The 22,629-nt window shown below is 69.6% G+C and carries 18 protein-coding genes and 1 pseudogene; 12 read left to right on the top strand and 7 right to left on the bottom strand.

What is annotated here, in order from left to right:
• The 3 genes from DJ82_RS03695 to rpsJ all read left to right on the top strand — a co-directional run.
• Positions 1-685, top strand: a 685-nt coding sequence (locus tag DJ82_RS03695; RefSeq protein WP_094581093.1) for a homoserine dehydrogenase, incomplete at its 5' end; no start/stop codon positions are given.
• 204 nt (positions 686-889) lie between these two features.
• Entirely contained in the window at positions 890-2,155 is a 1,266-nt protein-coding gene (tuf, locus tag DJ82_RS03700; protein WP_094525452.1) for a translation elongation factor EF-1 subunit alpha, read from the top strand.
• 3 nt (positions 2,156-2,158) lie between these two features.
• The gene (gene rpsJ / locus DJ82_RS03705) at positions 2,159-2,467 is read left to right on the top strand and encodes a 30S ribosomal protein S10 (protein WP_004048854.1); all 309 of its coding nucleotides are present in this window, start codon (positions 2,159-2,161) and stop codon (positions 2,465-2,467) included.
• Between the two features lie 77 nt (positions 2,468-2,544).
• On the opposite strand, the gene DJ82_RS03710 is transcribed toward rpsJ, so the two are convergent.
• Positions 2,545-3,105: a rhomboid family intramembrane serine protease gene (locus DJ82_RS03710; RefSeq protein WP_094525453.1), complete on the bottom strand. Its 561-nt coding sequence runs from the start codon at positions 3,103-3,105 to the stop codon at positions 2,545-2,547.
• Positions 3,106-3,163: 58 nt separating this feature from the next.
• Positions 3,164-3,436 (bottom strand): hypothetical protein, encoded by a 273-nt coding sequence (locus DJ82_RS03715; protein ID WP_094525454.1) that lies wholly within the window; start codon positions 3,434-3,436, stop codon positions 3,164-3,166.
• Between the two features lie 230 nt (positions 3,437-3,666).
• On the opposite strand from DJ82_RS03715, the gene DJ82_RS03720 reads away from it, so the two are divergent.
• The 4 genes and pseudogenes from DJ82_RS03720 to DJ82_RS03735 all read left to right on the top strand — a co-directional run bounded on the left by DJ82_RS03720 (position 3,667) and on the right by DJ82_RS03735 (position 9,483).
• Positions 3,667-4,854 carry a lysylphosphatidylglycerol synthase transmembrane domain-containing protein gene (locus DJ82_RS03720; protein ID WP_094581094.1) on the top strand — a complete coding sequence of 396 codons (1,188 nt, stop codon included), beginning with the start codon at positions 3,667-3,669 and terminating at the stop codon, positions 4,852-4,854.
• Positions 4,855-4,876: 22 nt separating this feature from the next.
• Entirely contained in the window at positions 4,877-6,058 is a 1,182-nt protein-coding gene (locus tag DJ82_RS03725; protein ID WP_094581095.1) for an alpha-1 4-glucan-protein synthase, read from the top strand.
• 39 nt (positions 6,059-6,097) lie between these two features.
• Positions 6,098-7,231 carry an extracellular solute-binding protein gene (locus DJ82_RS03730; protein ID WP_094557366.1) on the top strand — a complete coding sequence of 378 codons (1,134 nt, stop codon included), beginning with the start codon at positions 6,098-6,100 and terminating at the stop codon, positions 7,229-7,231.
• A gap of 16 nt (positions 7,232-7,247) precedes the next feature.
• A pseudogene (locus tag DJ82_RS03735) lies at positions 7,248-9,483 on the top strand (glycosyltransferase family 39 protein).
• A gap of 121 nt (positions 9,484-9,604) precedes the next feature.
• On the opposite strand, the gene DJ82_RS03740 reads toward DJ82_RS03735, so the two are convergent.
• The 3 genes from DJ82_RS03740 to DJ82_RS03750 form a co-directional block, all read right to left on the bottom strand.
• On the bottom strand, positions 9,605-10,258 hold the full coding sequence (locus DJ82_RS03740; protein ID WP_241881402.1) for a dolichyl-phosphate hexose transferase: 654 nt from the start codon (positions 10,256-10,258) through the stop codon (positions 9,605-9,607).
• Positions 10,259-10,505: 247 nt separating this feature from the next.
• Entirely contained in the window at positions 10,506-12,140 is a 1,635-nt protein-coding gene (locus DJ82_RS03745) for a GMC family oxidoreductase (protein ID WP_094581097.1), read from the bottom strand.
• Positions 12,137-12,700, bottom strand: a complete 564-nt coding sequence (locus DJ82_RS03750) for a gluconate 2-dehydrogenase subunit 3 family protein (protein WP_094581098.1) — start codon at positions 12,698-12,700, stop codon at positions 12,137-12,139. Before DJ82_RS03750 ends, DJ82_RS03745 begins: the two co-directional genes overlap by 4 nt.
• A 115-nt stretch (positions 12,701-12,815) precedes the next feature.
• Here DJ82_RS03750 and DJ82_RS03755 point away from each other — a divergent pair, with 115 nt between their 5' ends.
• The 5 genes from DJ82_RS03755 to prf1 all read left to right on the top strand — a co-directional run bounded on the left by DJ82_RS03755 (position 12,816) and on the right by prf1 (position 21,522).
• Positions 12,816-14,426, top strand: a complete 1,611-nt coding sequence (locus DJ82_RS03755) for an iron ABC transporter permease (RefSeq protein WP_094525462.1) — start codon at positions 12,816-12,818, stop codon at positions 14,424-14,426.
• A gap of 78 nt (positions 14,427-14,504) precedes the next feature.
• Entirely contained in the window at positions 14,505-15,437 is a 933-nt protein-coding gene (locus DJ82_RS03760; RefSeq protein WP_094581099.1) for an NAD-dependent epimerase/dehydratase family protein, read from the top strand.
• A gap of 407 nt (positions 15,438-15,844) precedes the next feature.
• On the top strand, positions 15,845-17,698 hold the full coding sequence (locus tag DJ82_RS03765) for a carboxypeptidase regulatory-like domain-containing protein (RefSeq protein WP_094581100.1): 1,854 nt from the start codon (positions 15,845-15,847) through the stop codon (positions 17,696-17,698).
• Positions 17,699-17,971: 273 nt separating this feature from the next.
• Complete coding sequence (gene argS / locus DJ82_RS03770) at positions 17,972-19,780, top strand: arginine--tRNA ligase (RefSeq protein WP_094581101.1); 1,809 nt, start codon at positions 17,972-17,974, stop codon at positions 19,778-19,780.
• A gap of 491 nt (positions 19,781-20,271) precedes the next feature.
• A complete protein-coding gene (prf1, locus tag DJ82_RS03775; protein WP_094581102.1) occupies positions 20,272-21,522 on the top strand; it encodes a peptide chain release factor aRF-1 in 1,251 nt (416 codons plus the stop codon).
• Positions 21,523-21,561: 39 nt separating this feature from the next.
• On the opposite strand, the gene DJ82_RS03780 is transcribed toward prf1, so the two are convergent.
• Positions 21,562-21,999 (bottom strand): metal-dependent transcriptional regulator, encoded by a 438-nt coding sequence (locus DJ82_RS03780; RefSeq protein ID WP_094525468.1) that lies wholly within the window; start codon positions 21,997-21,999, stop codon positions 21,562-21,564.
• Positions 22,000-22,042: 43 nt separating this feature from the next.
• Entirely contained in the window at positions 22,043-22,528 is a 486-nt protein-coding gene (locus DJ82_RS03785; RefSeq protein ID WP_094525472.1) for a rubrerythrin, read from the bottom strand.
• Positions 22,529-22,629 lie beyond the last annotated feature (101 nt).

The following is a 22,629-nucleotide window of genomic DNA, read 5'->3' on the forward strand; positions in this document are numbered from 1 at the left end:
GGAGCGCGACCGCGACGCCGTGCTCGCGAACAAGGGCCCGGTCGCGGAGCGCTTCGGCGACCTGCGGGCGGCCGTCGCCGACAGCGCGGGCGAGATCCGGTTCGAGGCCACAGTCGGCGGCGCGATTCCGGCGGTCTCGACCGTCGAGGACATCGAGCCCGGCCACGTCACGGCGGTGCGCGGCGTGCTCAACGGGACCGCGAACTTCATCCTCACGCGGATGGCCGCCGAGGGGCTCGACTACGAGCACGTGCTCGCGGAGGCGCAGGACCTCGGCGTCGCCGAGGCGGACCCCTCCTTCGACGTCGACGGGACCGACGCGGCGCTGAAGTGCGTCATCCTCGCGAACGTGCTCTCGTTCGGCGCGGCCGACGACCCGGCCGACGCTCGCGAGTTCACGCTCGAGGACGCCGACGTCTCCGGGATCCGCGACGTCCCCGGCTCGGCGCTCCGGCTCGCCGCCGAGGACGGCCGGACGGTCCGGCTCATCGGCGAGGCGACCGGCGAGACGGTCCGGGTCGCCCCGCGGCTCGTCCCCGAGAACGGGACGCTCGCGGTCTCGGGCACCCAGAACATCGTCCAGATCGAGACCTCGCACGCGGGTCGGCTCAACATCTCGGGACGCGGCGGCGGCGGCCCGGAGACCGCCAGCGCGGTGCTCGGGGACGTCGGGCGACTGGAGTAGCGATTTTCACCCCGTTTCGGGGGACGGCCGACCCTCTCGCAGTCGAACCGCGTGACCGGGACCCCTACCGTGTGTCCCGCTGACGTGCCCCGCGTTGTCGAGAATCGCCTGACTGCGTCGCGATGGTCTGTGAACCGTATCGAAACCGTTTTAGTGGAATCAACCGAAACTTACTCACAGAGCGCCTTAGCGCGTGATTACCCCATGAGTGACAAACCGCACCAGAACCTGGCCATTATCGGCCACGTCGACCACGGCAAGAGCACGCTCGTGGGTCGCCTCCTCTTCGAGACGGGGAGCGTCCCCGAGCACGTAATCGAGCAGCACCGCGAGGAAGCCGAAGAGAAGGGCAAGGGCGGCTTCGAGTTCGCCTACGTGATGGACAACCTCGCCGAGGAGCGCGAGCGCGGCGTCACGATCGACATCGCCCACCAGGAGTTCGACACGGACAACTACTACTTCACCATCGTCGACTGCCCGGGCCACCGTGACTTCGTGAAGAACATGATCACGGGCGCCTCGCAGGCCGACAACGCGGTGCTCGTCGTCGCGGCCGACGACGGCGTCGCGCCCCAGACCCGAGAGCACGTGTTCCTGGCCCGCACGCTGGGCATCAACGAGCTCATCATCGGCGTCAACAAGATGGACCTGGTCGACTACCAGGAGTCCACCTACAACGAGGTCATCGAGGAGGTCAAGAACCTGCTCAACCAGGTCCGCTTCGCGACCGACGACACGACATTCGTGCCGATCTCCGCGTTCGAGGGCGACAACGTCTCCGAGGACTCCGAGAACACTCCCTGGTACGACGGCCCCACCCTGCTGGAGTCGCTCAACGACCTGCCGGAGTCCGAGCCGCCGACGGACGCGCCGCTCCGACTCCCCATCCAGGACGTGTACACCATCTCTGGTATCGGGACCGTCCCCGTGGGACGCGTCGAGACCGGGATCCTCAACACCGGCGACAACGTCTCCTTCCAGCCGTCCGACGTGGGCGGCGAGGTGAAGACGGTCGAGATGCACCACGAAGAGGTGCCCAAGGCCGAGCCCGGCGACAACGTCGGGTTCAACGTCCGCGGCATCGGCAAGGACGACATCCGTCGCGGCGACGTCTGTGGCCCCGCCGACGACCCGCCGAGCGTCGCCGAGACGTTCAAGGCGCAGGTCGTCGTCATGCAGCACCCGTCGGTCATCACGGCCGGGTACACGCCCGTCTTCCACGCCCACACGGCGCAGGTCGCCTGTACGATCGAGTCGATCGACCAGAAGATCGACCCGTCGTCCGGTGAGGTCGCCGAGGAGAACCCGGACTTCATCAAGTCCGGCGACGCCGCGGTCGTCACCGTGCGCCCGCAAAAGCCGCTCAGCATCGAGCCGTCCGGCGAGATCCCGGAACTCGGCAGCTTCGCCATCCGCGACATGGGTCAGACCATCGCGGCCGGCAAGGTGCTCGAAGTCAACGAGCGATAATCGATGCAGCAGGCACGCGTCCGCCTCGCCGGCACGAGCCCCGAGGACCTCGACGACATCTGCGACGACGTCCGCGAGATCGCGGACTCGACGGGGGTCGCCCTGTCGGGCCCGATCCCGCTGCCGACGAAGACGCTCGAGATCCCGTCGCGAAAGTCCCCGGACGGTGAGGGGACGGCGACGTGGGAGCACTGGGAGATGCGCGTCCACAAGCGTCTGATCGACATCGACGCCGACGAACGCGCGCTCCGCCAGCTCATGCGCGTCCAAGTGCCGAACGACGTCAGCATCGAGATCGTTCTCGAAGACTAAGCGCTAGGGCGTATTTCGCTCTCTCCGCATTTTCTACCGCCGCCAGCGACGGCGCCGCGGTCTCCTCTCCACTCGCGTCACCGAACGTCCAGCAGTCCGGCTCGTCCCGAGAGGAGGCCGCAGAACGCGCCGACGGCGTGAGCGATCAGCGCGACGCCGGGCGCCGCGGTCGTCGCGGTGAGCGCGACGGCGGCGAGCCCGAACAGCGCGAACTGCGCGCGCGGCGGGAGCCGCAGTCGGTCGAACAGCGTCGCGGTCACGACGTTGCCGGCGAGAAGGTAGCCGCCGAGCGCGAAGACGGCGCCGCTCAGCCCCAACACGGCGGTCGGCGGACCGATCAGCCCGCCGAGCATCACCTGCGCGATCCCGGCGACCGCCCCGGTCGTCACCACGAACGCGTGGAACCGCAGTCGCGTCGTCCGGCGCTCGACGAGGGGGCCGACGAGGAGCAGCGCGAGGCCGTTCGCCAGCAGGTGGCCGACCGACCCGTGCGCGTATACGCTGGTGACGACCGTCCAGGGCGCCAGCGAGAGCGGGGTCGACAGCGCGAGGAGCCCGGCGAGGCCGACGAGGCGCAGTGCGCCCTGCACGACTCCGACGAGCGCGGCGGCCGCGAGGGTTTCCAAGGTGGCCCGCATCGACGGGACTTCGCGCCGGACCTACTTAAGCGCGGCCGCGTCGGTCGGATCGCGGCGGTCAGATCACGTCGTCCGGAGCGTGAGCCGCCGCCATGCGGTCGGCCTCGGCCGCGTACCGCTCGCGTTCGGCGGGGTCGTCGACGCTCCCGACGTTCTCCGGGTCGGCGTCGACCGCGGCGGTGGTGTCCCGGACGTCGGTGAAGGAGGTGAGGGCGCGCTCCTTCCGGAAGTAGCGTTTGCCGTCGGGCGTGGCGTAAGTGAGGATCACCATGTTCTGCTCGTCGTCGGAGTACGTCCGCTCGACGAGCCACATTCGGACGGAGTCGGACATGTGTGATATTTTGATAGACGCACAAAAGCGCTTTTCGGCAGTCGGCAGTTCGCGGGAACGCGGTCCGGTCCGTCCCGTGGCGGCGGTCGCACACGGTCGCCGAACCGTCAGCGTTATATGTTTTAGGGCAACCTAAATCAACGCATGACCGTCGAACGGCGCCTCGAACGCCCGCGGACCGGTGAGAGAGCCGGTCGGTTCCGAACGGCCCGACGCCGGGGGTCGCGCCCGTGACCGAGGCCGGCCTCCGGGCGCGGCTCCGCGCCGAGCTCTCGCGGAAGCGACTCACCCTCGTCGGGACGCTCTTCGTCGTCGGGCTCAGCGCGGCGATCATCGCTCGGAGCCTCGACGCGGACGCGGTGGTCGGCGCGGTGACGGCGGCGGACACGACGCTCCTCGCCGCCGCGCTCGGCGTCTACCTGCTCTCGTGGCCGCTCAGGGGGCGGCGGTACGGCGACGTGCTCGCGGCGATGGGCCGGCGCTGCCGGACCGGCTTCCTCACGGCGACCGTGTTCGCCAGCCAGACCGCGAACCTCGCCGTTCCGGCGCGGGCCGGGGACGGCGTCCGCGCGTACCTGCTCAAGGAGCGCCGGGACGTGCCGTACCCGACCGGCGTCGCCTCGCTGGCCGTCGAGCGCGCGTTCGAGCTCGTGGCGATCGGCGCCCTGGGCGGCGTCGCGCTCGCGCTCCTGTTTCTGACCGGTCGGTCGCCCGGGTCGGGAGCGTCCGTCGGCGCCGTCGCGCCGTCGACCGCGCTCGCGGCCGCGGCCGGTATCGCGGTCGTCGCCGCGGTGCTCTCGGTCGCGACCGTCGCGGTCGCCCGGAGCGACCGGCGGTTCGGCCGCGCGCTCCGCGACCGCGTATCCGGATCGCGACTCGCGGGGGCCGTCGACGCCGCCGTCCGGTTCGGCGCGTCCGTCCGCGTTGTCGCCGCCGATCCCCGGCGCCTCGGTGCGGTGTTCCTCTGGAGCCTCGGGATCTGGGCGCTCGACGTCCTCACGGCGGTGCTCGTGCTCGCCGCGCTCGTGGGCGGGCTCGGTGGGATCGTCCCGGCGCCGACGCTGCTCGTCGTCGGGACGCTCGCGGTCAGCGTCGGCAACCTCGCGAAGGTGCTCCCGCTCTCGCAGGGCGGGATCGGGCTGTACGAGGCGGCGTTCACCGGCCTCGTCGTGAGCGCGACCGGGCTGCCCGTCGAGACGGCGCTCGCGGCGGCGATCCTCGACCACGCGCTGAAGAACGCCGTCACGCTCGCCGGCGGCGGAGTCGCGGCGCTCGCGCTCGGCCTCTCGCCGACGGCCGGGCCGACGACGGGCGACGAGCCGGCTCCCCCGGCGAAGGCCGACGGGGGAATCCCCGCTGACGGGCCGGAAGCGGCCGACGAGGGAGAGTCGCCGAGCGCCGGACCGCCAGATTTTTAGGTTAGCCTAAAAACCTCGGTGTATGGAAAAACGCCGCTCAGCCGCCGCGAGCGGGGACATCTGCGTGATCGTCCCTACGATCCGAGAGTACGAGTGCCTCCGCGAGTACGTCGCGAACGCCCGAGAGCACGGGTTCGACGTCTCCCGGCTCCACTTCGTGCTCGTCACAGAGGACTTCTGCGACGTCGACGAGATGCGCGCGATGCTGGACGACCTCGACGTCTCCGGCGAAGTGTTCGACGGCAGCCGCCGCGAGGAGTGGTACGAGGCCAACGGCGTCGCGGAGTACGGCCACGTCGTCCCGGCCGCCAGCCACGCCGAGACGAGCTTCGGACTGCTCTACATGTGGGCCGACGACGCCTTCGAGTACGGCCTGTTCATCGACGACGACACGCTCCCGCACGACGACGAGGACTACTTCGGGCGCCACATGGAGAACCTCGCGTTCGAGGGTTCGATCGAGTCCGTCGGCTCCGACGAGAGCTGGGTGAACGTCCTCTATCAGAACGCCGACGAGCACGGGCTCTACCCCCGCGGCTACCCGTACTCGGCGATGGACGAGACGGTCGAAACGGGCACGGCCGAGATCGAGGCGGGCGAGGTCGTCGCCTCGCAGGGACTGTGGACGAACGTCCCCGACCTCGACGCGGTCCGGATCCTGATGGACGGCGACTTGGAGGGCCAGGCGCAGACCCGGACGACCGCCGACGACTTCGGCGGGGACTTCGTCGCCGCGCGCGGCAACTACCTCACCGTCTGCTCGATGAACCTCGCGTTCCGCCGCGAGGTGATCCCCGCGTTCTACCAGCTCCCGATGGACGACAACGAGTGGGACGTGGGCCGCTTCGACGACATCTGGAGCGGCGTGTTCCTCAAGCGCGCCTGCGACGTGCTCGGCAAGCGGATCTACAACGGCCGGCCCCTCTGCGAGCACAACAAGGCCGCCCGCTCGACGTTCGACGACCTCCACAACGAGGTCGCCGGGCTGGAGCTGAACGAGCACCTCTGGGAGCTCATCGACGACGCGGGGGCGGACGCCGGCGACTACGCCGCCGTGTACGCCGCGATGGCCGACCGACTGGCCGACGGCGAGTTCGAGGAGTACCGGAACGGTGCGTTCTTCACCCACGTCGGCGAACACATGCGCGACTGGCTCGACTGCCTCGACGCGATCCGCCGGGCGGCGGCGGTCGCGGACGACTGAACCGACACCACTAAGTCGATTTAGGTTAGCCTAAAACACATGACTCACCACTTCTCAGACGACGTGGACCGCCGGCGGTTCCTCGCGGCGACGGGCGCCCTCGGCGCGGCCGGGATCGCGGGTTGCATGGGCGGCGACGACGGCGACGGTGACGGCGACGGCGACGCCGAGGGGTCGATCGGACAGATCGGCTCCGGGCGCGCGGGGCGCGGGGCCCCCGGCGGCACCCCCATCGCCGAGATGCCCGACCTGGAGGGCGAGCTCACGGTCTACTCCGGCCGCGGGGAGTTCCTCGTCGGCGAGCTCGTTGAGTACATCGACGACCAGTACGACGGCTTCGACCTGACCGTCAGGTACGGCGGCTCCACCGACCTCGTCAACCAGATCGCCAACGAGGGCGACGGGTCGCCGGCCGACGTGTTCTACTCGGTGAACGCCGGGTCGCTCGGCGCGCTGGCCGACGAGGGACGCACGCAGGCGCTTCCCTCGGAGATCACCGATATGATCCGATCGGAGTTCCGCACCGAGCAGTGGATCGGCACGTCCGGTCGCGCCCGCACCGTTCCGTACAACACCGAGGAGTTCTCCGAGGGGGACCTCCCCGACGACGTCATGGCCTACCCGGAGGAGTTCGCCGGCACCCTCGGCTGGGCGCCCTCGTACGGCTCCTGTCAGGCCTTCGTCACCGCGATGCGGCTCATCGAGGGCGAGGAGGCGACGCTCGACTGGCTGGAGTCTGTCGTCGAGTCGGGCATCAGCAGCTACCCCGACGAGTTCGCCGCCTGTCAGGCGATCGCCGACGGCGAGATCGACGCGGCGTTCACCAACCACTACTACATTCAGCGCGTCCTCGACGGCAACCCCGACGCGTCGATCGGCACCGCGTTCACGAGCGGCGACGCCGGCGCGGTGTTCAACGTCGCCGGCGCCGCGGTCATCGACACGGCGAGCGACGCGACCCTCGCCCAGAACTTCGTCCGCCACCTGCTGTCGGCCGAGGCGCAGGACTACTTCGCCCGGACGACGTTCGAGTACCCCCTCATCCCCGACGTGGAGCCGATCGGGGACCTCCCCTCGATCGACGAGCTCGACGTCCCCGACATCGACCTGACGCAGCTGTCCGACCTCGAACCGACGATCGACCTCATGCGCGAGGCCGGCGTCGAGGTGTAGGTCCGCGCCGCCGCCCGTGGCCTCTCCTCCGGCCCTCCGCCGTCCCCGCCGGCTCGCCCGCCGCCTCGCGAGCGGCGCCCGCGTCCGGCTGGCCGAGGCGGACCGCCTGACGCTGGCGGCCGCCCTCCTCACCGCCGCGACGGGGGCGGTCACCTTCCTCATCGCCGCGACGCTGTTCCGCTACCACTCCGTCAACCACGACGAGGCGGTGTACCTCACGCAGGCCGCGCTGCTGCTCTCCGGCCAGCTCGAGATCCACGCCGGCGCGCTGGCCGACGCCGTCCAGCCGTGGTTCTTCATCGAGGACGGCGGGCGGCTCTACCCAAAGTACAACCCCGTCCCCGCCGCGATGTACGCCGTCTCGATGGCGCTGTTCGGCGAGCCGCGGGTGACGCTCGCGGCGGTCGCCGCCGGTAACGCGGCGCTCGTGTACCTGCTCGGGTCGACGATATTCGAGCGGCGGGTGGGTCTCGCCGCCGCCGTCTGCTTCGTCGCCTCGCCGCTGGCGCTCGTCACCTCCTCGGTGTTCCTCCCGTACGCGCCGACGACGTTCCTGAACCTCCTGTTCGCGGTCGCGTACCTCCGGAGCGTCCGCGACCGGTCGCTCCCGCTCGCGGGGCTCGCGGGCGTCGCGATCGGGCTCGCCTTCTTCGCCCGGCCGTACACGGCGGTGCTGTTCGCGGCGCCGTTCATCCTGCACGCGCTCGTCCGGACCGTCGCCGCGGTCAGGGCGGTCGTCGCGACCCGAGAGGTCGTCGCGGTCCGGGACGTCGGGAGTCCGTCGCTCCGGCTCCCCGGCACGGTCCGTCGCCACGGCCTCACCGCCCTGTTCGGGACGCTGTTCGTCGGCGTCACCCTCGCGTACAACCTCCGGATGACCGGCTCCCCGCTGACCTTCCCCTACGAGGCGTTCGCGCCGATGGACGGCCCCGGATTCGGCGAGCGCCGGATCCTCGGCCACAGCGAGGAGTACACGCCCGAACTGGCGCTTCGATCGAACGGATATGCGCTGTGGTACCTCGCCACGCGGTGGGTCGTCGCCGGGCCGCTCGGGACGCTGCTCGCGCTCGCCGGCGGCGGACTGGCGGCGCGCGGGTGGCTGTCGGGGCGGGGCGCGCTCGGGTCCGGTGGCGACGCTCAATTCGAGCGCACCGCCGGTGTCTTGGTCGCCGGCGTCGCCGGCTCCGTCGTCGTCGGCAACCTCTTCTTCTGGGGGACGAACAACCTCCTCGCGACGCTCTCGGATCCGACGGACGGGCTGGTCGCCGGCTTCGGGCCGTTCTACCACTTCGACCTCCTCGTCCCGCTGTCGCTCTTCGCCGGCGTCGCCGTCGTCGCCGGCGGGCGGGGGCTCTCCCGGCTCCGAGCGCGGCTCGCGTCCCGCGTCACGCCGGGAACCGCGCGGGCGGGTCGTCGCCGCGCTCGCCGTCATCGCGGTCCTCGGCGGGGCGCTCGGCGCGGCGGCCGCGGCCGAGGCGCCGCTCGACCGGCACGCGTCGCACGCCGAGAAGTACGAGACGGCCTACGCGCCGATCGAGGCGGCCGAGTTCGACGACGACCTCGTGTTCGTCCCCACGCCGTACGGCGAGTGGCTCGGCCACCCGTTTCAGGCGCTCCGGAACGAGCCCGGGCTGGACGGGCCGGTCGTGTACGCGCTCGACCGCGACCCGGTCGAGGACTTCGCGGTGATCGACGCGTACCCCGACCGCGAGTTCCACCGCTACGCGTACCGGGGCGAGTGGACGCCGGACCCGACCCGGCACGTCACCCCGAAGCTCGAACCGCTCGACGTCCGGGAGGGGTCGCGGGTCGGCGCGGAGACGACCGTCGGCGTGCCCGACCGCGTCCAGCGCGCGGTCGTTCGACTGGAGACCGCGCGCGGCGACGGGGACGCCGAGTACGGCGTGCGCGATCCCGACGGCTCGCTGACGGTCGACTGGTCGCTGACGCCCGCCGGCGCGCGGTTGGCCGGCGCGCCGAACGCGACCGCCCCGATCGACCCCGCGGGCGACGAGGTGATCGTGACGGTGACGCTCGTCGACCCCGCGGGCTCGACGTTCACCTACCGGCAGGAGGCGACGGTCCGGGCGACGGACGAGGGGACGGTCGAGGCGATCTGGCCCCCGGAGCGCTCCGTCTGCCGGCTCGCGGTCGCGTGCGGATCGGAGGAGACGTATCTGCCCGACGACCCGGACGCCCACGCCGAGTGGGTTGCCTTCGAGACGGACGCCGAGGCGAGCGAGGCAACGTGAGCTGACCGCTTATAATTCGTGGCCGTCGCTCGCGGTTTCGAAAACGCCGCCGGCGGCGGTCCGCTGTGCCCACAGCGTCCGTCCGGACCGCCGTCCGGCGTCCGCGACGCTCTGCGCGGCCTCAGAGCCGCCGCAGCCGCTCTTCGACGCACACCGTCACGATCGACTTGGCGATGGCGGCGCCGCCCTCGATCGGGTCGAGCTTCGTCTCGCCGAGGCGCTCGGCGTAGTCGATCGGGCGCTCGCGCACGTCGCGGCCGCGCATCAGCGGGCGGATGAGGAGCTCGGCGGAGAGGCCGGTGTTCTCGGTCCACTCGATGCCCTCGACGACGTCGCGGCGGTACGCGCGCATCCCGGTGGTGGTGTCGCGGACGCGCTCGCCCATCAGGACCGACGCGAGGAGCGCGAACGCGTGGTTGCCGAGGCGATTGAACGCCGGCATCGCCTTCGCGCCGTGGTAGAGCCGGTCGCCGCTGACGACGTCGGCGGCGTCGTTGATCGCCTCGAGGAACTCCGGGAGCGCCTCCATCGGGTAGGTGTCGTCGCAGTCGGTCGTGACGACGACCGGACGGTCGGGCGCGAGGATCGCCTCGCGGACGGCGACGCCGTACCCCTGCGGCTCCTGCTCGATCACCGTCGCGCCGTGTTCGCGGGCGATCTCCGGGGTCCGATCCGAGGAGCCGTCGACGCAGACGACCTCGGCGCGTCCGCCGGTGACCTCGTCGATGTCGTCGACGACCGTCGCGATCGCCTCCTCTTCGTTGTACGTCCCCATCACGACGCTGACGTCGTCGAAGGTGTAGTGCTCGGCGTCGTCGGCGGCGGTCGCCGTGTCGCCGTTGGAGGTCGCGTCGCCGTCGGCGGTCGCCGCGTCGCCGTCGGGGGTCGCATCGCCGTCTGTCGCCGCATCGTCCCCCGTCTCGTCGACCTCGGCGGCCGACCCGTTCGCGCTGAGTGATCCGCTCATTACCTCGTACGGGTCGCCCCACCCACTTGAGCTTTTAGGTTTGCCTAAAACAGAGTCAGAACCGGCGCTCGACGTCGTCGGCGACGCGCAGCGCCAGCGCGGCGATCGTGAGCGTCGGGTTCATCGCGCCGCCCGTGGGGAACACCGAGCTGGACGCGATCCAGCAGTTGTCCAGGTCGTGGGTCCGGCAGTCGGCGTCGACGACGCCCGCCTCGGGGTCGTCGCTCATGCGGGTCGTGCCCATGTGATGGTAGGCGGGGCCGGTCGCGTCGGGGCCGGCGACCCACTCGATATCCGCCCCCAGCTCTTCGAGGACCGACCGCTGGATCTCGTTGGCGCGCTCGATGGTCCGGAGCGCCCGGTCGCCGACGCGCCAGTGGATCTCCGGGACCGGGTTGCCGTGACCGTCGGTGCGGTCGGAATCGAGCGTCACGTAGCTGTCCGACCGGGGGAGCTGCTCGACGAGTCCGCCCATCGCCACGTGAGTGCCGTAGCCGTCGCGGAGCCGGTCTAAGAGGGCGTCCCCCCAGTCGTCGCCGGTCAGCGCCATCTCGACGGGCGAGGGCCCGGCGTAGTTGAAGAACTCCAGCTTGAACGGGGCGGTCTGCGCGTCGGCCTCGTCGTAGAACTGGTCGCAGGCGCTGGTGTAGAACCCGACGTGGTTCTGGCGCGTCGGCTCGTCGAGGGTGCCGCCGACGCCCGCGAACAGGTGGTCCATGAAGAACTTCCCGACCGTCCCGCTGGAGTTCGCCAGGCCGTCGGGGTAGTCGTCGGACTCCGAGAGGAGGAGGAGCCGCGGCGTCTCCACGCCGCCGCAGGCGACGACGAACGCGTCGGCCGCCTGCCTGTGCTCCTCGCCGTCTGGCGTCGCGTACACCGCGGCCGTGACGCGGTCGGCGTCGTGCTCCAGCCGCTGGACGGGCGCGCGGTCGATCACGGTCGCGCCCCGCTCCTCCGCGCGCTCGGCGTGGACGGTCGCGTCGTACTTCGCGCCCGCCGGGCAGACGGGCTGGCAGGTGCCGTAGCCGACGCAGGCGGAGCGGTCGTCGTACGGCTCCGAGTTGCGCGCGTTCGGCACCGAGTGCATGTCGATCCCCAGCTCCTCGCACGCCTCCGCGAACAGCGAGTCGCTGTAGGAGGGCTCGAACGCCGGCATCGGGTGCGGCTCCTCGCGCGGCGGCGCGTAGGGGTTGTCCGAGGCGCCGGCGACGCCCAGCTCGCGCTCGGCCTCGGCGTAGTACGGCCGGAGGTCGGCGTAGTCGATCGGCCAGTCCGCGCCGACGCCGCGCGCCGTCTCGGAGGCGAAGTCGTCCTCGTGGAGCCGCATCACCATCCCCTGCCAGTGGAGCGTCGACCCGCCGACCCCCTTGACGCGGGCGTGGTTCAACGGGTAGAACCGCTCGCCGGCGTTGCTGTAGGCGTCGCGCTCGCCGCCGCCGCCCCACACGTCGGGCCGGTCGTAGCTCGGGCGGATCGCCCGCTCCTGCCGCGCGAGTCGGTCGGCGGGGTCGAATCGGGGCCCCGCGTCGAGGACCACGACCTCGCGGTCCGCGGCCAGCCGGTCGGCGACGAGCGCGCCCGCGGGACCGGCGCCGACGACGCAGACGTCCGTGTTCGCGACGGGGGATCGGTCGATGTCGCGGACCGCCTCGCGATCGGTCCCTCCCCCTCGGGCGTCGCCCGCGCTCATCGCGGTCCCCGCCGGTAGCTCTCGGTCCCGCCGGGGTGTCCCTGCGGGTTCTCCAGTCCGACCAGCTCCCCGCCCGTCGGCGAGGCGTACAGCGCCAAGAGCAGTTCGTTGACGACGTAGTAGCGCACCCGCTCCGCGAGCGTCCCGTCCGGGTCCTCCGCCGCCGTGTCGGCGCCGACCTCTCGGAGGAGCCTGTCGCGGTCGCGCTCGGTGAGATCCGCGACCGGCGCGCCGTGCCACGAGCGGGCGGCCGCGTCGAGTTCGCCGACCGCGGCTCGAACCCCCTCCGCGTGGGTCGACCCGTCGAGGCGCCCGTCGAGGAAGCCACCGACGAACGCCTCGACGCCGTCGATCTCGCTCGGATAGAGGACCGTCGCGACCGCGGTCATCGACGCCCGGACGACGGCCTCGTCGGGGAGGCTGTCGCCCCCCTCGCCGCCGTCGGCCGCGTCCCCCCCGGCTCCGGGACCGTCGCTCGTCCGCCGGGCCGCGAGGGCGACCCCCCCGGTCGCGCCGACGGCGGCCAGCGCGGCCACCGCGTCGCGACGCGTCAGTTCCATATTCGGTTTAGGCCTCCCTAAACTATTATATCCGTCGGACCCGATCGACGACCGAACCGGAACTGCTAACGGTCGGTGCCACGTCCCTCCGATAACGCACCCCGTCTCCCGGACCATGAGCCTGACACGCCGGATCCGCGATTTCCTGACCGACGGCGACGGCCGCCTCCCGCCGGGACTGACCCTCCTGTCCGCGGCGATCGCCGCGACGATGATGTTCCCGCTCGCGTGGCTGGTGATCGAGGCCGTCACCGTCGAGCGAGCGCGGGCGATGGACCTCCTGTTCAGCGCCGGGACCGCCGAGGTGCTGCTCAACAGCCTGCTGCTAATGGGCGGCGTCACGGCGTTCTCGATCCTGTTGGGGGTCCCGCTGGCGTATCTCACCGCTCGCACCGACCTCCCCTTCCGTCGGTTCTGGTCGGTCGCCGCCGCGCTCCCGCTCGTCGTGCCGAGCTACGTCGGCGCGTTCGCGTTCGTCTCCGCGTTCGGCCCCCGAGGCGAGTTCCACGACGTGCTCGCGCCGCTGGGGGTCGAGCGCGTCCCGGAGATATACGGGCTCTCGGGGACGATCCTCGTCATCACCCTGTACACGTACCCGTACGTCTACCTGACGACGCGAGCGGCTCTCCTCTCGTTCGACACGACGCTGATCGAGGCGGCCCGCACGCTGAACCACGGTCGGATCGGGGCGTTCCGCCGGGTGACGCTCCCCGTGATCCGGCCGGCGATCGCCGCCGGGTCGCTGCTGGCGGCGCTGTACGCGGTCTCCGACTTCGGCACGCCTTCCATCATGCGGCTGCCGGTGTTCACCCGGCAGATATACGTCGAGTACAACGCGTTCGGCCGGGACTACGCCGCGCTGCTCTCCCTCCAACTGCTCGGGGTCGTGCTCGTCGTGCTCGCGTTGGAGTGGCTGGTCCGGTCGGACCGGGACGCCCACGGCGACGACGCGGGCACCACCGACCGACCGGTGAGCCTCGGCCGGTGGCGGTGGCCGGCGACGCTGTTGCCCGCGTCGGTGGCCGGGGTCGCGCTCCTCGTCCCGCTCTGGATCCTCCTGTTGTGGCTCGTGCGCTCGGAGGCCGGCCGGCGCCCCTCGATGGCGTTCGAGCCGATCCAGGTCGTCAACAGCGTCTCGGTCGCCGCCGCCGCCGCGGTCGCCGCCGCGCTGGCGGCGATCCCCGTCGCGTACTTCGCCGCGAACCACGACTCGCCGCTCGCGACGCTGTTCGAGCGGGCCACGTACGTGGGGTTCGCCGTGCCCGGGATCGTGTTAGCGCTCGCGCTGGTCTACTTCGGCTCCGGGTACGTCCCGTGGATCTACCAGACCCTCCCGCTGCTCGTGTTCGCGTACGTCGTCCGCTTCCTGCCGCAGGTGGTCGGCTCGACGCGGACCGCGATCCTCGGGGTCGACCCCACGCTCGTCGAGGCCGGCCGGACCCTCGGCGAGTCCTCGATGGGGGCGTTCCGCCGCGTGACGTTCCCGCTCACGCGGTCCGGGATCGTCGCCGGCGCCGCCCTCGTCTTCCTCACGACGATGAAGGAGCTGCCCGTGACGCTCATTCTCCGTCCCTCCGGGTTCGAGACGATCGTCACGCAGATCTGGCGCGCGCAGGAGGACGCCCTGTACCAGTACGCGGTCGTCCCAACGCTCATCCTGCTCGTCATCTCCGGGCTCTCGATGGTCGTCATCCTCGCGCAGGAGGGCGGCAGAGAGGGGCTCTGAGCGCGGACGGAGAGCGGGATCGCGGGAGCGACGCGGATCGACCGACGCGTACTTACCGGCCCGCGTCGACTCGCGTGTATGCTCGATGACTCGACCGTGCTGGTCACGGGCGGCGCGGGGCTCGTCGGAAGCCACCTCGCGGCCCGGCTCCTCGACCGCGGCGCGACCGTCCGCGTCGCCGACGACCTCTCGAAGGGCGACCGCGACCGGGTCCCCGACGGCGCCGACTTTATCGAGGCCGATCTGACCGAGCCGGGTGACGTCGCCGAGGCGGTCACCGGCGACCTCGATACCGTCTTCCACTTCGCCGCGTACACCGACACGAACTACGACGACGATCGGGAGCTGTTCGAGGACAACACGGCGATGACGTACAACGTCCTCGAACGCATGCACGAGGTCGACGTCGACCGGCTCGCGTTCACCTCCTCCTCGACGGTGTACGGCGAGGCGCCCCGCCCGACGCCCGAAGATCACGGTCCCCTCGAACCGATCTCCATCTACGGCTCCTCGAAGCTCGCCGACGAGGCGCTGATCTCCACGCACGCCCACTCGTACGGGGTGCAGTCGTGGGTGTTCCGCTTCGCGAACATCGTCGGCCCGCACCAGCGCGGCAACGTGATCCCCGACTTCATCCAGAAGCTCGACGACGACCCTACGAGTCTGGAGATCCTCGGCGACGGCCGGCAGGAGAAGTCGTACATGCACGTCTCGGAGTGCGTCGACGCCATCCAGTACGACGTTGAGCGCGCCGACGAGGACCTAAACGTCTACAACCTCGGCACCCGGACGACCACCTCGGTCACCGACATCGCCGACATCGTCGCCGACGAGCTCGGCGTCGACCCCGACTACGCGTACACCGGCGGGGACCGCGGCTGGACCGGGGACGTGCCGAAGATGCGCCTCTCCATCGAACGGCTCGTCGACCTCGGCTGGGAGCCGTCGATCGAGAGCGACGAGGCGGTCCGGCGGAGCGCGCGCGAACTGATCGACGAGATCGTGGAATAGCGAGTAATCGCTTCGGCTCCGTCGAAATATTCAGTCGATGGTGGGTCGTTGAGATGATGCTGAATACAGGGCGCGTATCTTACAGATGTCCCTGTCACTCCCAAACTTTGTTACTAATTACCAATATAGAGTTGTGTATTGGGCGGCCACTCCCGTGATTGGACGAGTGACAGCCTGTCTGGTGTACTCGGCGGTTCCCGGGGGCGGTCGGAGGAGCCACCAGCCATGACCGACACACCATCGGACTACCGACCGGACGTATCGAACGCCGACCAAGCCTCGGTCACCTCGACCTACAAGGACCGGGCGAGTCGAGGAGCACGACCGAGGATCGATGGCGACCGACCGACGCGCTCCGCACCCGCGCGGGGCAGACACCATCGCGTCGCCATCAGGAGGACCGATCAATGGCGACAATAAAAGGGACAGTCACCGACGCCAGCGGGACCGGCATCCAAGACGCCACCGTCACCATCACCGAATCCGGATCCGACACGCTCGAAGGCGAAACGACGACCGACGCGAGCGGCGAGTACAGCGCCAACGTGGCAGCCGACACCTACGACGTGCGAGCGAGCAAGTTCGGCTACGAGCCGGTCGAGAAACCCAGTCTCGTCGTCAACTCCGGAGCCACTGTGACCGTAGACCTGTCGACGAGTCGTGTCGAGTACAAGATCCGCGGGCAGTTCACCAACACCTACGGTATCGGCGTCTTGGGGCGTAACACCGCCGCCAGCGGCCTGCCCATCGGCGTGCTGGGGGCCGCCCCGAACGCCAGCGACGGCTACGGACTGGCGACGCCCGACGACACCCTCGTCGAAGGCGACCTTGACGCCACCAGCGGCCACACGTTAACCGTCGCTGGGGACCGAGTTATGCGGCTGGCACCGGCGGGAACGGACACGAACGACAGCGGCGTCACCTACGGTATCGGTGGCAGCGTGGTCGGCGGGTACGTCGGTAACGACGTGAACGGGTCACTCGGGGCGATGATCGGCGGGGGCGGCGGGGCCACGACGAAGGATTCGTCGGGAAGGGTGCTCGCGGGGCCCAACGAAGTGACCGACCGCTTCGGCACAGTCGGAGGGGGGTCGAACAACCGGGCCGGCAACGCCCAATCGGGCACCGAAGACGCCATGTACGCGACCGTCAGCGGGGGCAACACAAATACCGCCAGCCACCGGGGCGCGACCGTTGCCGGGGGCGTGGGCAACACCGCTAGCGGCGGCGACGCGACCGTCAGCGGCGGAACCCGGAACACCGCAAGCGCTAATTCGGCGACCGTCGCTGGGGGCTTAAATAACACCGCAAGCGCTAACTCGGCGACTGTCGCCGGGGGGTTAAATAACACTGCAAGCGCTAACTCGGCGACCGTCGCCGGGGGTAATCAGAACACCGCAAGCGATAACTTGGCGACCGTCGGCGGGGGCTTAAATAACATCACCAGCGGTTCCCAGTCGACCGTCGCCGGGGGATTCAGCAACACCGCAAGCGGTCGGCAGTCGACCGTCGGAGGGGGTTACTTTAACGATGCTCGTGGTACAAATAGCACGGTGGGCGGTGGTGGAGCCAACCGCACCGGCAAGTCGGGAACGTCGAAAGGGGAGTTCGCGACAGTCCCGGGTGGTCAAAATGCTGTCGCCAGAGAGAACTACTCGTTCGCCGCCGGCCGGCAGGCCGAGGCGTTCGCCCAGGGGGCGTTCGTCTGGGGGGACAGCAGTACCGACACCGTCCAGTCCCTGACCGACGACGAGGTCGTCTTCCAGGCCGGCGGCGGGGCCGTCGTCTGGACCACCAGTGACTTCAGCAGCGGCGTCGAACTCGCCCCGGGGGACAGCTCTTGGAGTTCGGTCAGTTCTCGCTCCGCCAAGTCCGCGATCCAGCCGGTTGACCCCGGAGAGGTGCTGGCCGGCGTTGAGGCCCTCGAGGTCAGTACCTGGGAGTACGACACCCGAGAGGGGGTCACCCACATGGGCCCAATGGCCGCGGACTTCGAAGAGGCGTTCGGTCTGGGAGGGGATCCCGAGCGGATCAGCACTGTCGACGCCGACGGCGTGTTGTTCGCCGCCCTCCAGGGGTTGTCGGACAAACTCGACGAGAAACAGGAGCGGATTGACGACCTCGAAGACGAAAGCGAACGCAAGAATGACCGGATCGACACGCTTGAGGAGGAGAACGAGCGACTTCACGACCGCCTCGCCACGGTCGAAGACCACCTTGGCCTCACTGGGACCACCGACCGCGCGCCTGAAGACGACTAACTGCTGGATCCACGCTCTGTATCGGTCACGCCATTCATCTCAGCTCCTACTGATTTCAATAGGGCCGTTACAGTACTGCTCGTTGCTGCTGACGCAATGGGGTCTCGAAAGCCCCAGTTACTCGTTTCTAATTCAGTACCGGCACGGCAACCACCTCCAGAGCCACGGTAGCGAGGGCGGCGCACGCTCGCCGCGCACTTCGGTCGTCTGCGTCGCTCACTCTCCCCGAGCCGCTTCGGAAGGCCCTTTTAACTCCCCCGACGAACGGACGGTATGTTCAGGCAGTTCCGGTCGGAGGTGGCCGACGCGCTCGGCGACGCCCTCGCCTCGCTCGACCTCCCGACCGACGACCTCGGCATCGAACGCCCGCCCGACGACATGGACGCGACGCTCGCCTCCAGCGTCGCCTTCCGGCTCGCGGGCGAGGTCGGCGGCGCGCCGCCGAACGTCGCGGGCGAGGTCGCCGCCGCGGTCGACATCGCCGGCTACGACTACCTCGATTCGGTCGACACCGCCGGCCCGTACGTCAACTTCCACGCCGGCGAGCGCTACCTCGTCGACGCGCTCGACGCGGCCGCCGCCGACGCCGGCTACGGCGCGCTCCCCGACCGGGACACGTCGGTCGTCGTCGAACACACCAGCGCGAACCCGACCGGGCCGGTCCACGTCGGCCGCGCCCGCAACCCGATCGTCGGCGACGCGGTCGCGAACCTCATGGAGTACGCCGGCTACGACGTCGACCGCCACTACTACGTCAACGACGCGGGCCGGCAGATGGCCGTGTTCACGTGGGCGTACGAGCGGTTCGACGAGTCGGACCTCGACGCCGAGCCCGCCCGCGACCGCGCCGAGTACGACCTCGTCCGCTACTACCGGAAGGGGAACGCCTTCTTAGAGGAGGCCGAGCCCGCCGCGGTCGACGCCGCGGAGAATGAGATCTCCGGGATCCTCCAGGGGCTCGAAGACGGCGACGAGGAGACGTACGAGCGCGTCGGCGAGGTCGTCGACACCGTGCTCGGCGGGATGAAGGAGTGCCTCGCGCGGCTCCCGGCGGAGTTCGACGAGTTCGTCAAGGAGACGCGGTTCATGCGCGACGGCTCCACCGACGACATCGCCGCGCGGCTCAAAGAGACCGAGCAGGCCGTCTACGAGGAGGACGCCTGGCAGTTAGAGCTCGACGAGTGGGGGATCGAGAAGAACCTCGTCTTCCTGCGCTCGGACGACACCAGCCTCTACACCACCCGCGACCTGGCCCACCACGAGTGGAAGTTCGACAACTACGACCGCGCCGTCACCGTCCTCGGCGAGGACCACAAGCTGCAGGCCGACCAGCTCGACGCGACCTTGGAGCTGCTCGGCAACGACGCCGACCGGCTCGGCCACGTCATCTACTCGTACGTCAACCTCCCGGACGGGAAGATGTCCACTCGCCGCGGGACCGGCGTGATGCTCGACGACCTGCTCGACGAGGCGATCGACCGCGCCCGCGAGGCGGTCGAGTCCCGGATGGACGACCGCATCCGCGACGACGACCTCACCGACGAGGACGTCGAGCGCATCGCCCACCAGGTCGGGATCGGCGCGGTCCGGTACGACATCGTCTCGAAGCAGCCCGCGAAGGCGATCACCTTCGAGTGGGAGGACGCGCTCGACTTCGAGGCGCAGTCGGCCCCGTTCGTCCAGTACGTCCACGCGCGCTGCGCCGGCATCCTCGCCGAGGCCGCGGCCGAAGGCGTCGACGTGCCGGGCGTGACGGCCGACTCCGGAGGAGTCGTCGACACGGACGCGCTCGACGTCGACGCGAGCGCGCTGGAGACCGACGCGGCCCGCGAGCTCCTCCGCGAGGTCGCCCGCTTCCCCGCCGTCATCGAGGAGGCGGCCGACGACCTGGAGCCGCACACGGTCGCCACGTTCACGCGCGAGTTCGCCGACGCGTACAACGCCTTCTACCGTGAGTGCCCGGTCGTGACAGCCGAGGACGACGAGCTCCGGGCCGCCCGCGTCGCGCTCGTCGCGGCCGCGAAACACACGATGGCGAACGCGCTCGACGTGCTCGGGGTCGAGGCGCCCGAGTCGATGTAGGATCGGGGCGATTGGTTCGGTCGTTCGGTCCTTTTTGATCGAAGTGGTGTCGTCGTTGGTGCGGTGAACACTTCCAAAGCCCCAGTCGCTCGTTTATAAACGATTACCGATAGATCGGCGACAAAGACCGCCAAAGCCCCAGCCGCGAGACGCACGGACGCTCGCTGTGCTCCTCGTCACTCGCTCCGCTCGTTCCTGCGGTGCTTACTTCGCCTCCGTGCGTCTCGCGACTGCCCCTTTGAGTCCTCCTCGACTGCAACCGCCCCGCTCCTCACGCCTCCCCAGCCTCGTCAGTCGTCCTCCGCTTCGCTCCGGACGACTGACTCCCTCGCACGCGCTCTTCGCGGCCGCCGATGGCGGCCGCTCCGAGGCGCGCGCCACCGCACATCGTTTATAAATAATACCGGCGCCGACGGCCCGTGTGAACCGGCACCGTCGTCTCGGCGGGGAGGTCAAAGCTTACTTACACGCACGCCGCCGTAGTTCGGGTAATGAGTAGCGACGCCCAAGCGGCGAGCGAAGACCGACGGAAGTACGAGTTCCGGAAGGTCATCGAGGAGCTCAAAGACTTCGAGGGCTCCGGCACGCAGCTCGTCACTATCTACATTCCCGAGGACCGGCAGATCTCCGACGTGGTCGCGCACGTCACCCAGGAACACAGCGAGGCGTCCAACATCAAGTCCAAGCAGACCCGGACGGCCGTCCAAGACGCGCTCACCTCGATCAAAGACCGCCTCCGCTACTACGACACCTTCCCGCCCGAGAACGGGATCGTGATCTTCTCGGGGGCGATCGACGCGGGCGGCGGCCAGACCAACATGGTCACCCGGACGCTGGAGTCGCCGCCACAGCCCGTCGAGTCGTTCCGCTACCACTGCGACTCCGAGTTCCTCACCGAACCGCTCGAACACATGCTGGAGGACTCCGGGCTGTTCGGGCTCATCGTCTTAGACCGCCGGGAGGCCAACGTCGGCTGGCTGAAGGGCAAGCGGATCGAGCCCGTCAAGTCCGCCTCCTCGCTCGTCCCCGGCAAACAGCGGAAAGGGGGGCAATCCGCCCAGCGGTTCGCCCGCCTCCGGCTCGAAGCGATCGACAACTTCTATCAGGAGGTCGCGGGGATGGCCAACGACCTGTTCGTCGACAAGCGCCACGAGCTCGACGGCATCCTCGTCGGCGGCCCCTCGCCGACGAAAGACGAGTTCCTCGACGGCGACTACCTCCACCACGAGCTCCGGGACAAGGTGCTCGGCAAGTTCGACGTGGCGTACACCGACGAGTCGGGGCTGAAGGACCTCGTCGACAACGCCAGCGAGGCGCTCGCCGATCAGGAGATCGTCGAGGACAAACGCCACATGGAGGAGTTCTTCGAGAAGCTCCACACCGGCGAGGAGGCGACCTACGGGTTCGAACAGACCCGTCGCAACCTGATCATGGGCTCGGTCGACCGGCTGCTCATCTCCGAGGACCTCCGCTCCGACGTCGTCGTCTACGAGTGCCCGAACGGCCACGAGGAGTACGAGGTGGTCGACTCGCGGCACTCCACCCCCGAGCACGAGTGCTCCGAGTGCGGCGAGCCGGCGGAGGTCGACGAGCGCGACGACGTCATCGAACACCTGATGAACATCGCCGAGCAGCGCGGGACGGACACGAAGTTCATCTCGACGGACTTCGAGAAGGGCGAACAGCTGATGGACGCCTTCGGCGGCATCGCGGGCATTCTGCGGTACTCCACGGGAGTGTAAGCTCGCGGGCGCGGAACGGACGCCGCGACGACGCTTTCTTCAGTCCGACTCGACCGGCGCCATCGCGACTTCGAGGCACGCGCAGGCGTCGGTCTCGGGGTCGAAGCAGTCGGGGCACTCCGGCTGGCGGTCGATGATCGTATCCAGCCGCTCGGCGACGGTGTCGTCGATGACGGCCTCCAACTCGTGGGCCTCCGCGCGGAACTCCTCGACGCCGAGCACGTTCGCGAGGAAGCGCTCGATGATGCAGTAGGTCTGGAGCGCGTCCCGCGCTCGGAGGATCCCGTCGTCGGTGAGCTGAACTCCCTTGTACTTCTCGTGCTCGGCGAGTCCGCGTTCCTCCAGCTTCCCGATCATCTCGTTCGCGCTCGCCGGACTCACGTCGAGCGCGTCGGCTATCGAGCCCGTCGAGGCGGGGCCGTCTTCCTGTTTCTGTACAACGTATATTGTCTTGAGATACTGGTCTGCGGTGTTCACGGCTCTCCTCCGTCGGGGATCGTCGTCGGTTCGATACGCCGGTTCATCGTCGCTCCATGACCTCCGTGACCTCGCTGACGCCCTCGGCCTCCTCTTCTCGGATCGTCCGCAGCGTCCGTAAGAGGCGATCCCGGTCGATCGTGAACTCGGCGTCCGACGCCTCGATCGCCTCGATGAGGTCGTCGTAGAACTTGTACGCCGTCTCCTCGTTGCACAGCTGATCGTACAGGATCCCGTCGAAGTCCTCGGGCTTGGTCCGCCCGTAGCGGGCGTCGACGAGCGATTCGATCTCGTCGAACGGCACGCTGTCGACCCCGAGTCCGGCGATAAGCGACTCCAACCGTTCGCGGTGGTCGGCGGACTCCTCGGCCGCGTCCGCGAGCAGCGCCTCGATCTCGTCGTCGAGATCGGCGTCGACGCCCCGGTAGTGGTGGTGCGCCCGCGCCTCGACCACCTCCTCCAACACGATCCCGATCTGTAACAGCCGGGCGAGCTGGTCGTCGGAGGCGATCCGCTGGCTCACGCTCACGGCCACCACCCGTCACCACTCGATACGCCCGTTCGCATACACTTGCATTCGGGCGCAGGCCGACTTAAGATGTTCCCCTGCAGCCGGGGGGTCGTTCGCAC

The sequence above is a fragment of the Halorubrum sp. Ib24 genome (assembly GCF_002252745.1).
Lineage (GTDB): Archaea > Halobacteriota > Halobacteria > Halobacteriales > Haloferacaceae > Halorubrum.

What these genes read in the sequence shown, in the direction of transcription:
- DJ82_RS03750 (WP_094581098.1), bottom strand. Translation starts at nt 12,700, where the DNA reads ATGGAACTGACGCGTCGCGACGCGGTGGCCGCGCTGGCCGCCGTCGGC.
- DJ82_RS03725 (WP_094581095.1), top strand. Translation starts at nt 4,877, where the DNA reads ATGGAAAAACGCCGCTCAGCCGCCGCGAGCGGGGACATCTGCGTGATC.
- prf1 (WP_094581102.1), top strand. Translation starts at nt 20,272, where the DNA reads ATGAGTAGCGACGCCCAAGCGGCGAGCGAAGACCGACGGAAGTACGAG.
- DJ82_RS03755 (WP_094525462.1), top strand. Translation starts at nt 12,816, where the DNA reads ATGAGCCTGACACGCCGGATCCGCGATTTCCTGACCGACGGCGACGGC.
- DJ82_RS03730 (WP_094557366.1), top strand. Translation starts at nt 6,098, where the DNA reads ATGACTCACCACTTCTCAGACGACGTGGACCGCCGGCGGTTCCTCGCG.
- tuf (WP_094525452.1), top strand. Translation starts at nt 890, where the DNA reads ATGAGTGACAAACCGCACCAGAACCTGGCCATTATCGGCCACGTCGAC.
- DJ82_RS03715 (WP_094525454.1), bottom strand. Translation starts at nt 3,436, where the DNA reads ATGTCCGACTCCGTCCGAATGTGGCTCGTCGAGCGGACGTACTCCGAC.
- DJ82_RS03760 (WP_094581099.1), top strand. Translation starts at nt 14,505, where the DNA reads ATGCTCGATGACTCGACCGTGCTGGTCACGGGCGGCGCGGGGCTCGTC.
- rpsJ (WP_004048854.1), top strand. Translation starts at nt 2,159, where the DNA reads ATGCAGCAGGCACGCGTCCGCCTCGCCGGCACGAGCCCCGAGGACCTC.
- DJ82_RS03765 (WP_094581100.1), top strand. Translation starts at nt 15,845, where the DNA reads ATGGCGACAATAAAAGGGACAGTCACCGACGCCAGCGGGACCGGCATC.
- argS (WP_094581101.1), top strand. Translation starts at nt 17,972, where the DNA reads ATGTTCAGGCAGTTCCGGTCGGAGGTGGCCGACGCGCTCGGCGACGCC.
- DJ82_RS03740 (WP_241881402.1), bottom strand. Translation starts at nt 10,258, where the DNA reads ATGGGGACGTACAACGAAGAGGAGGCGATCGCGACGGTCGTCGACGAC.
- DJ82_RS03745 (WP_094581097.1), bottom strand. Translation starts at nt 12,140, where the DNA reads ATGAGCGCGGGCGACGCCCGAGGGGGAGGGACCGATCGCGAGGCGGTC.
- DJ82_RS03710 (WP_094525453.1), bottom strand. Translation starts at nt 3,105, where the DNA reads ATGCGGGCCACCTTGGAAACCCTCGCGGCCGCCGCGCTCGTCGGAGTC.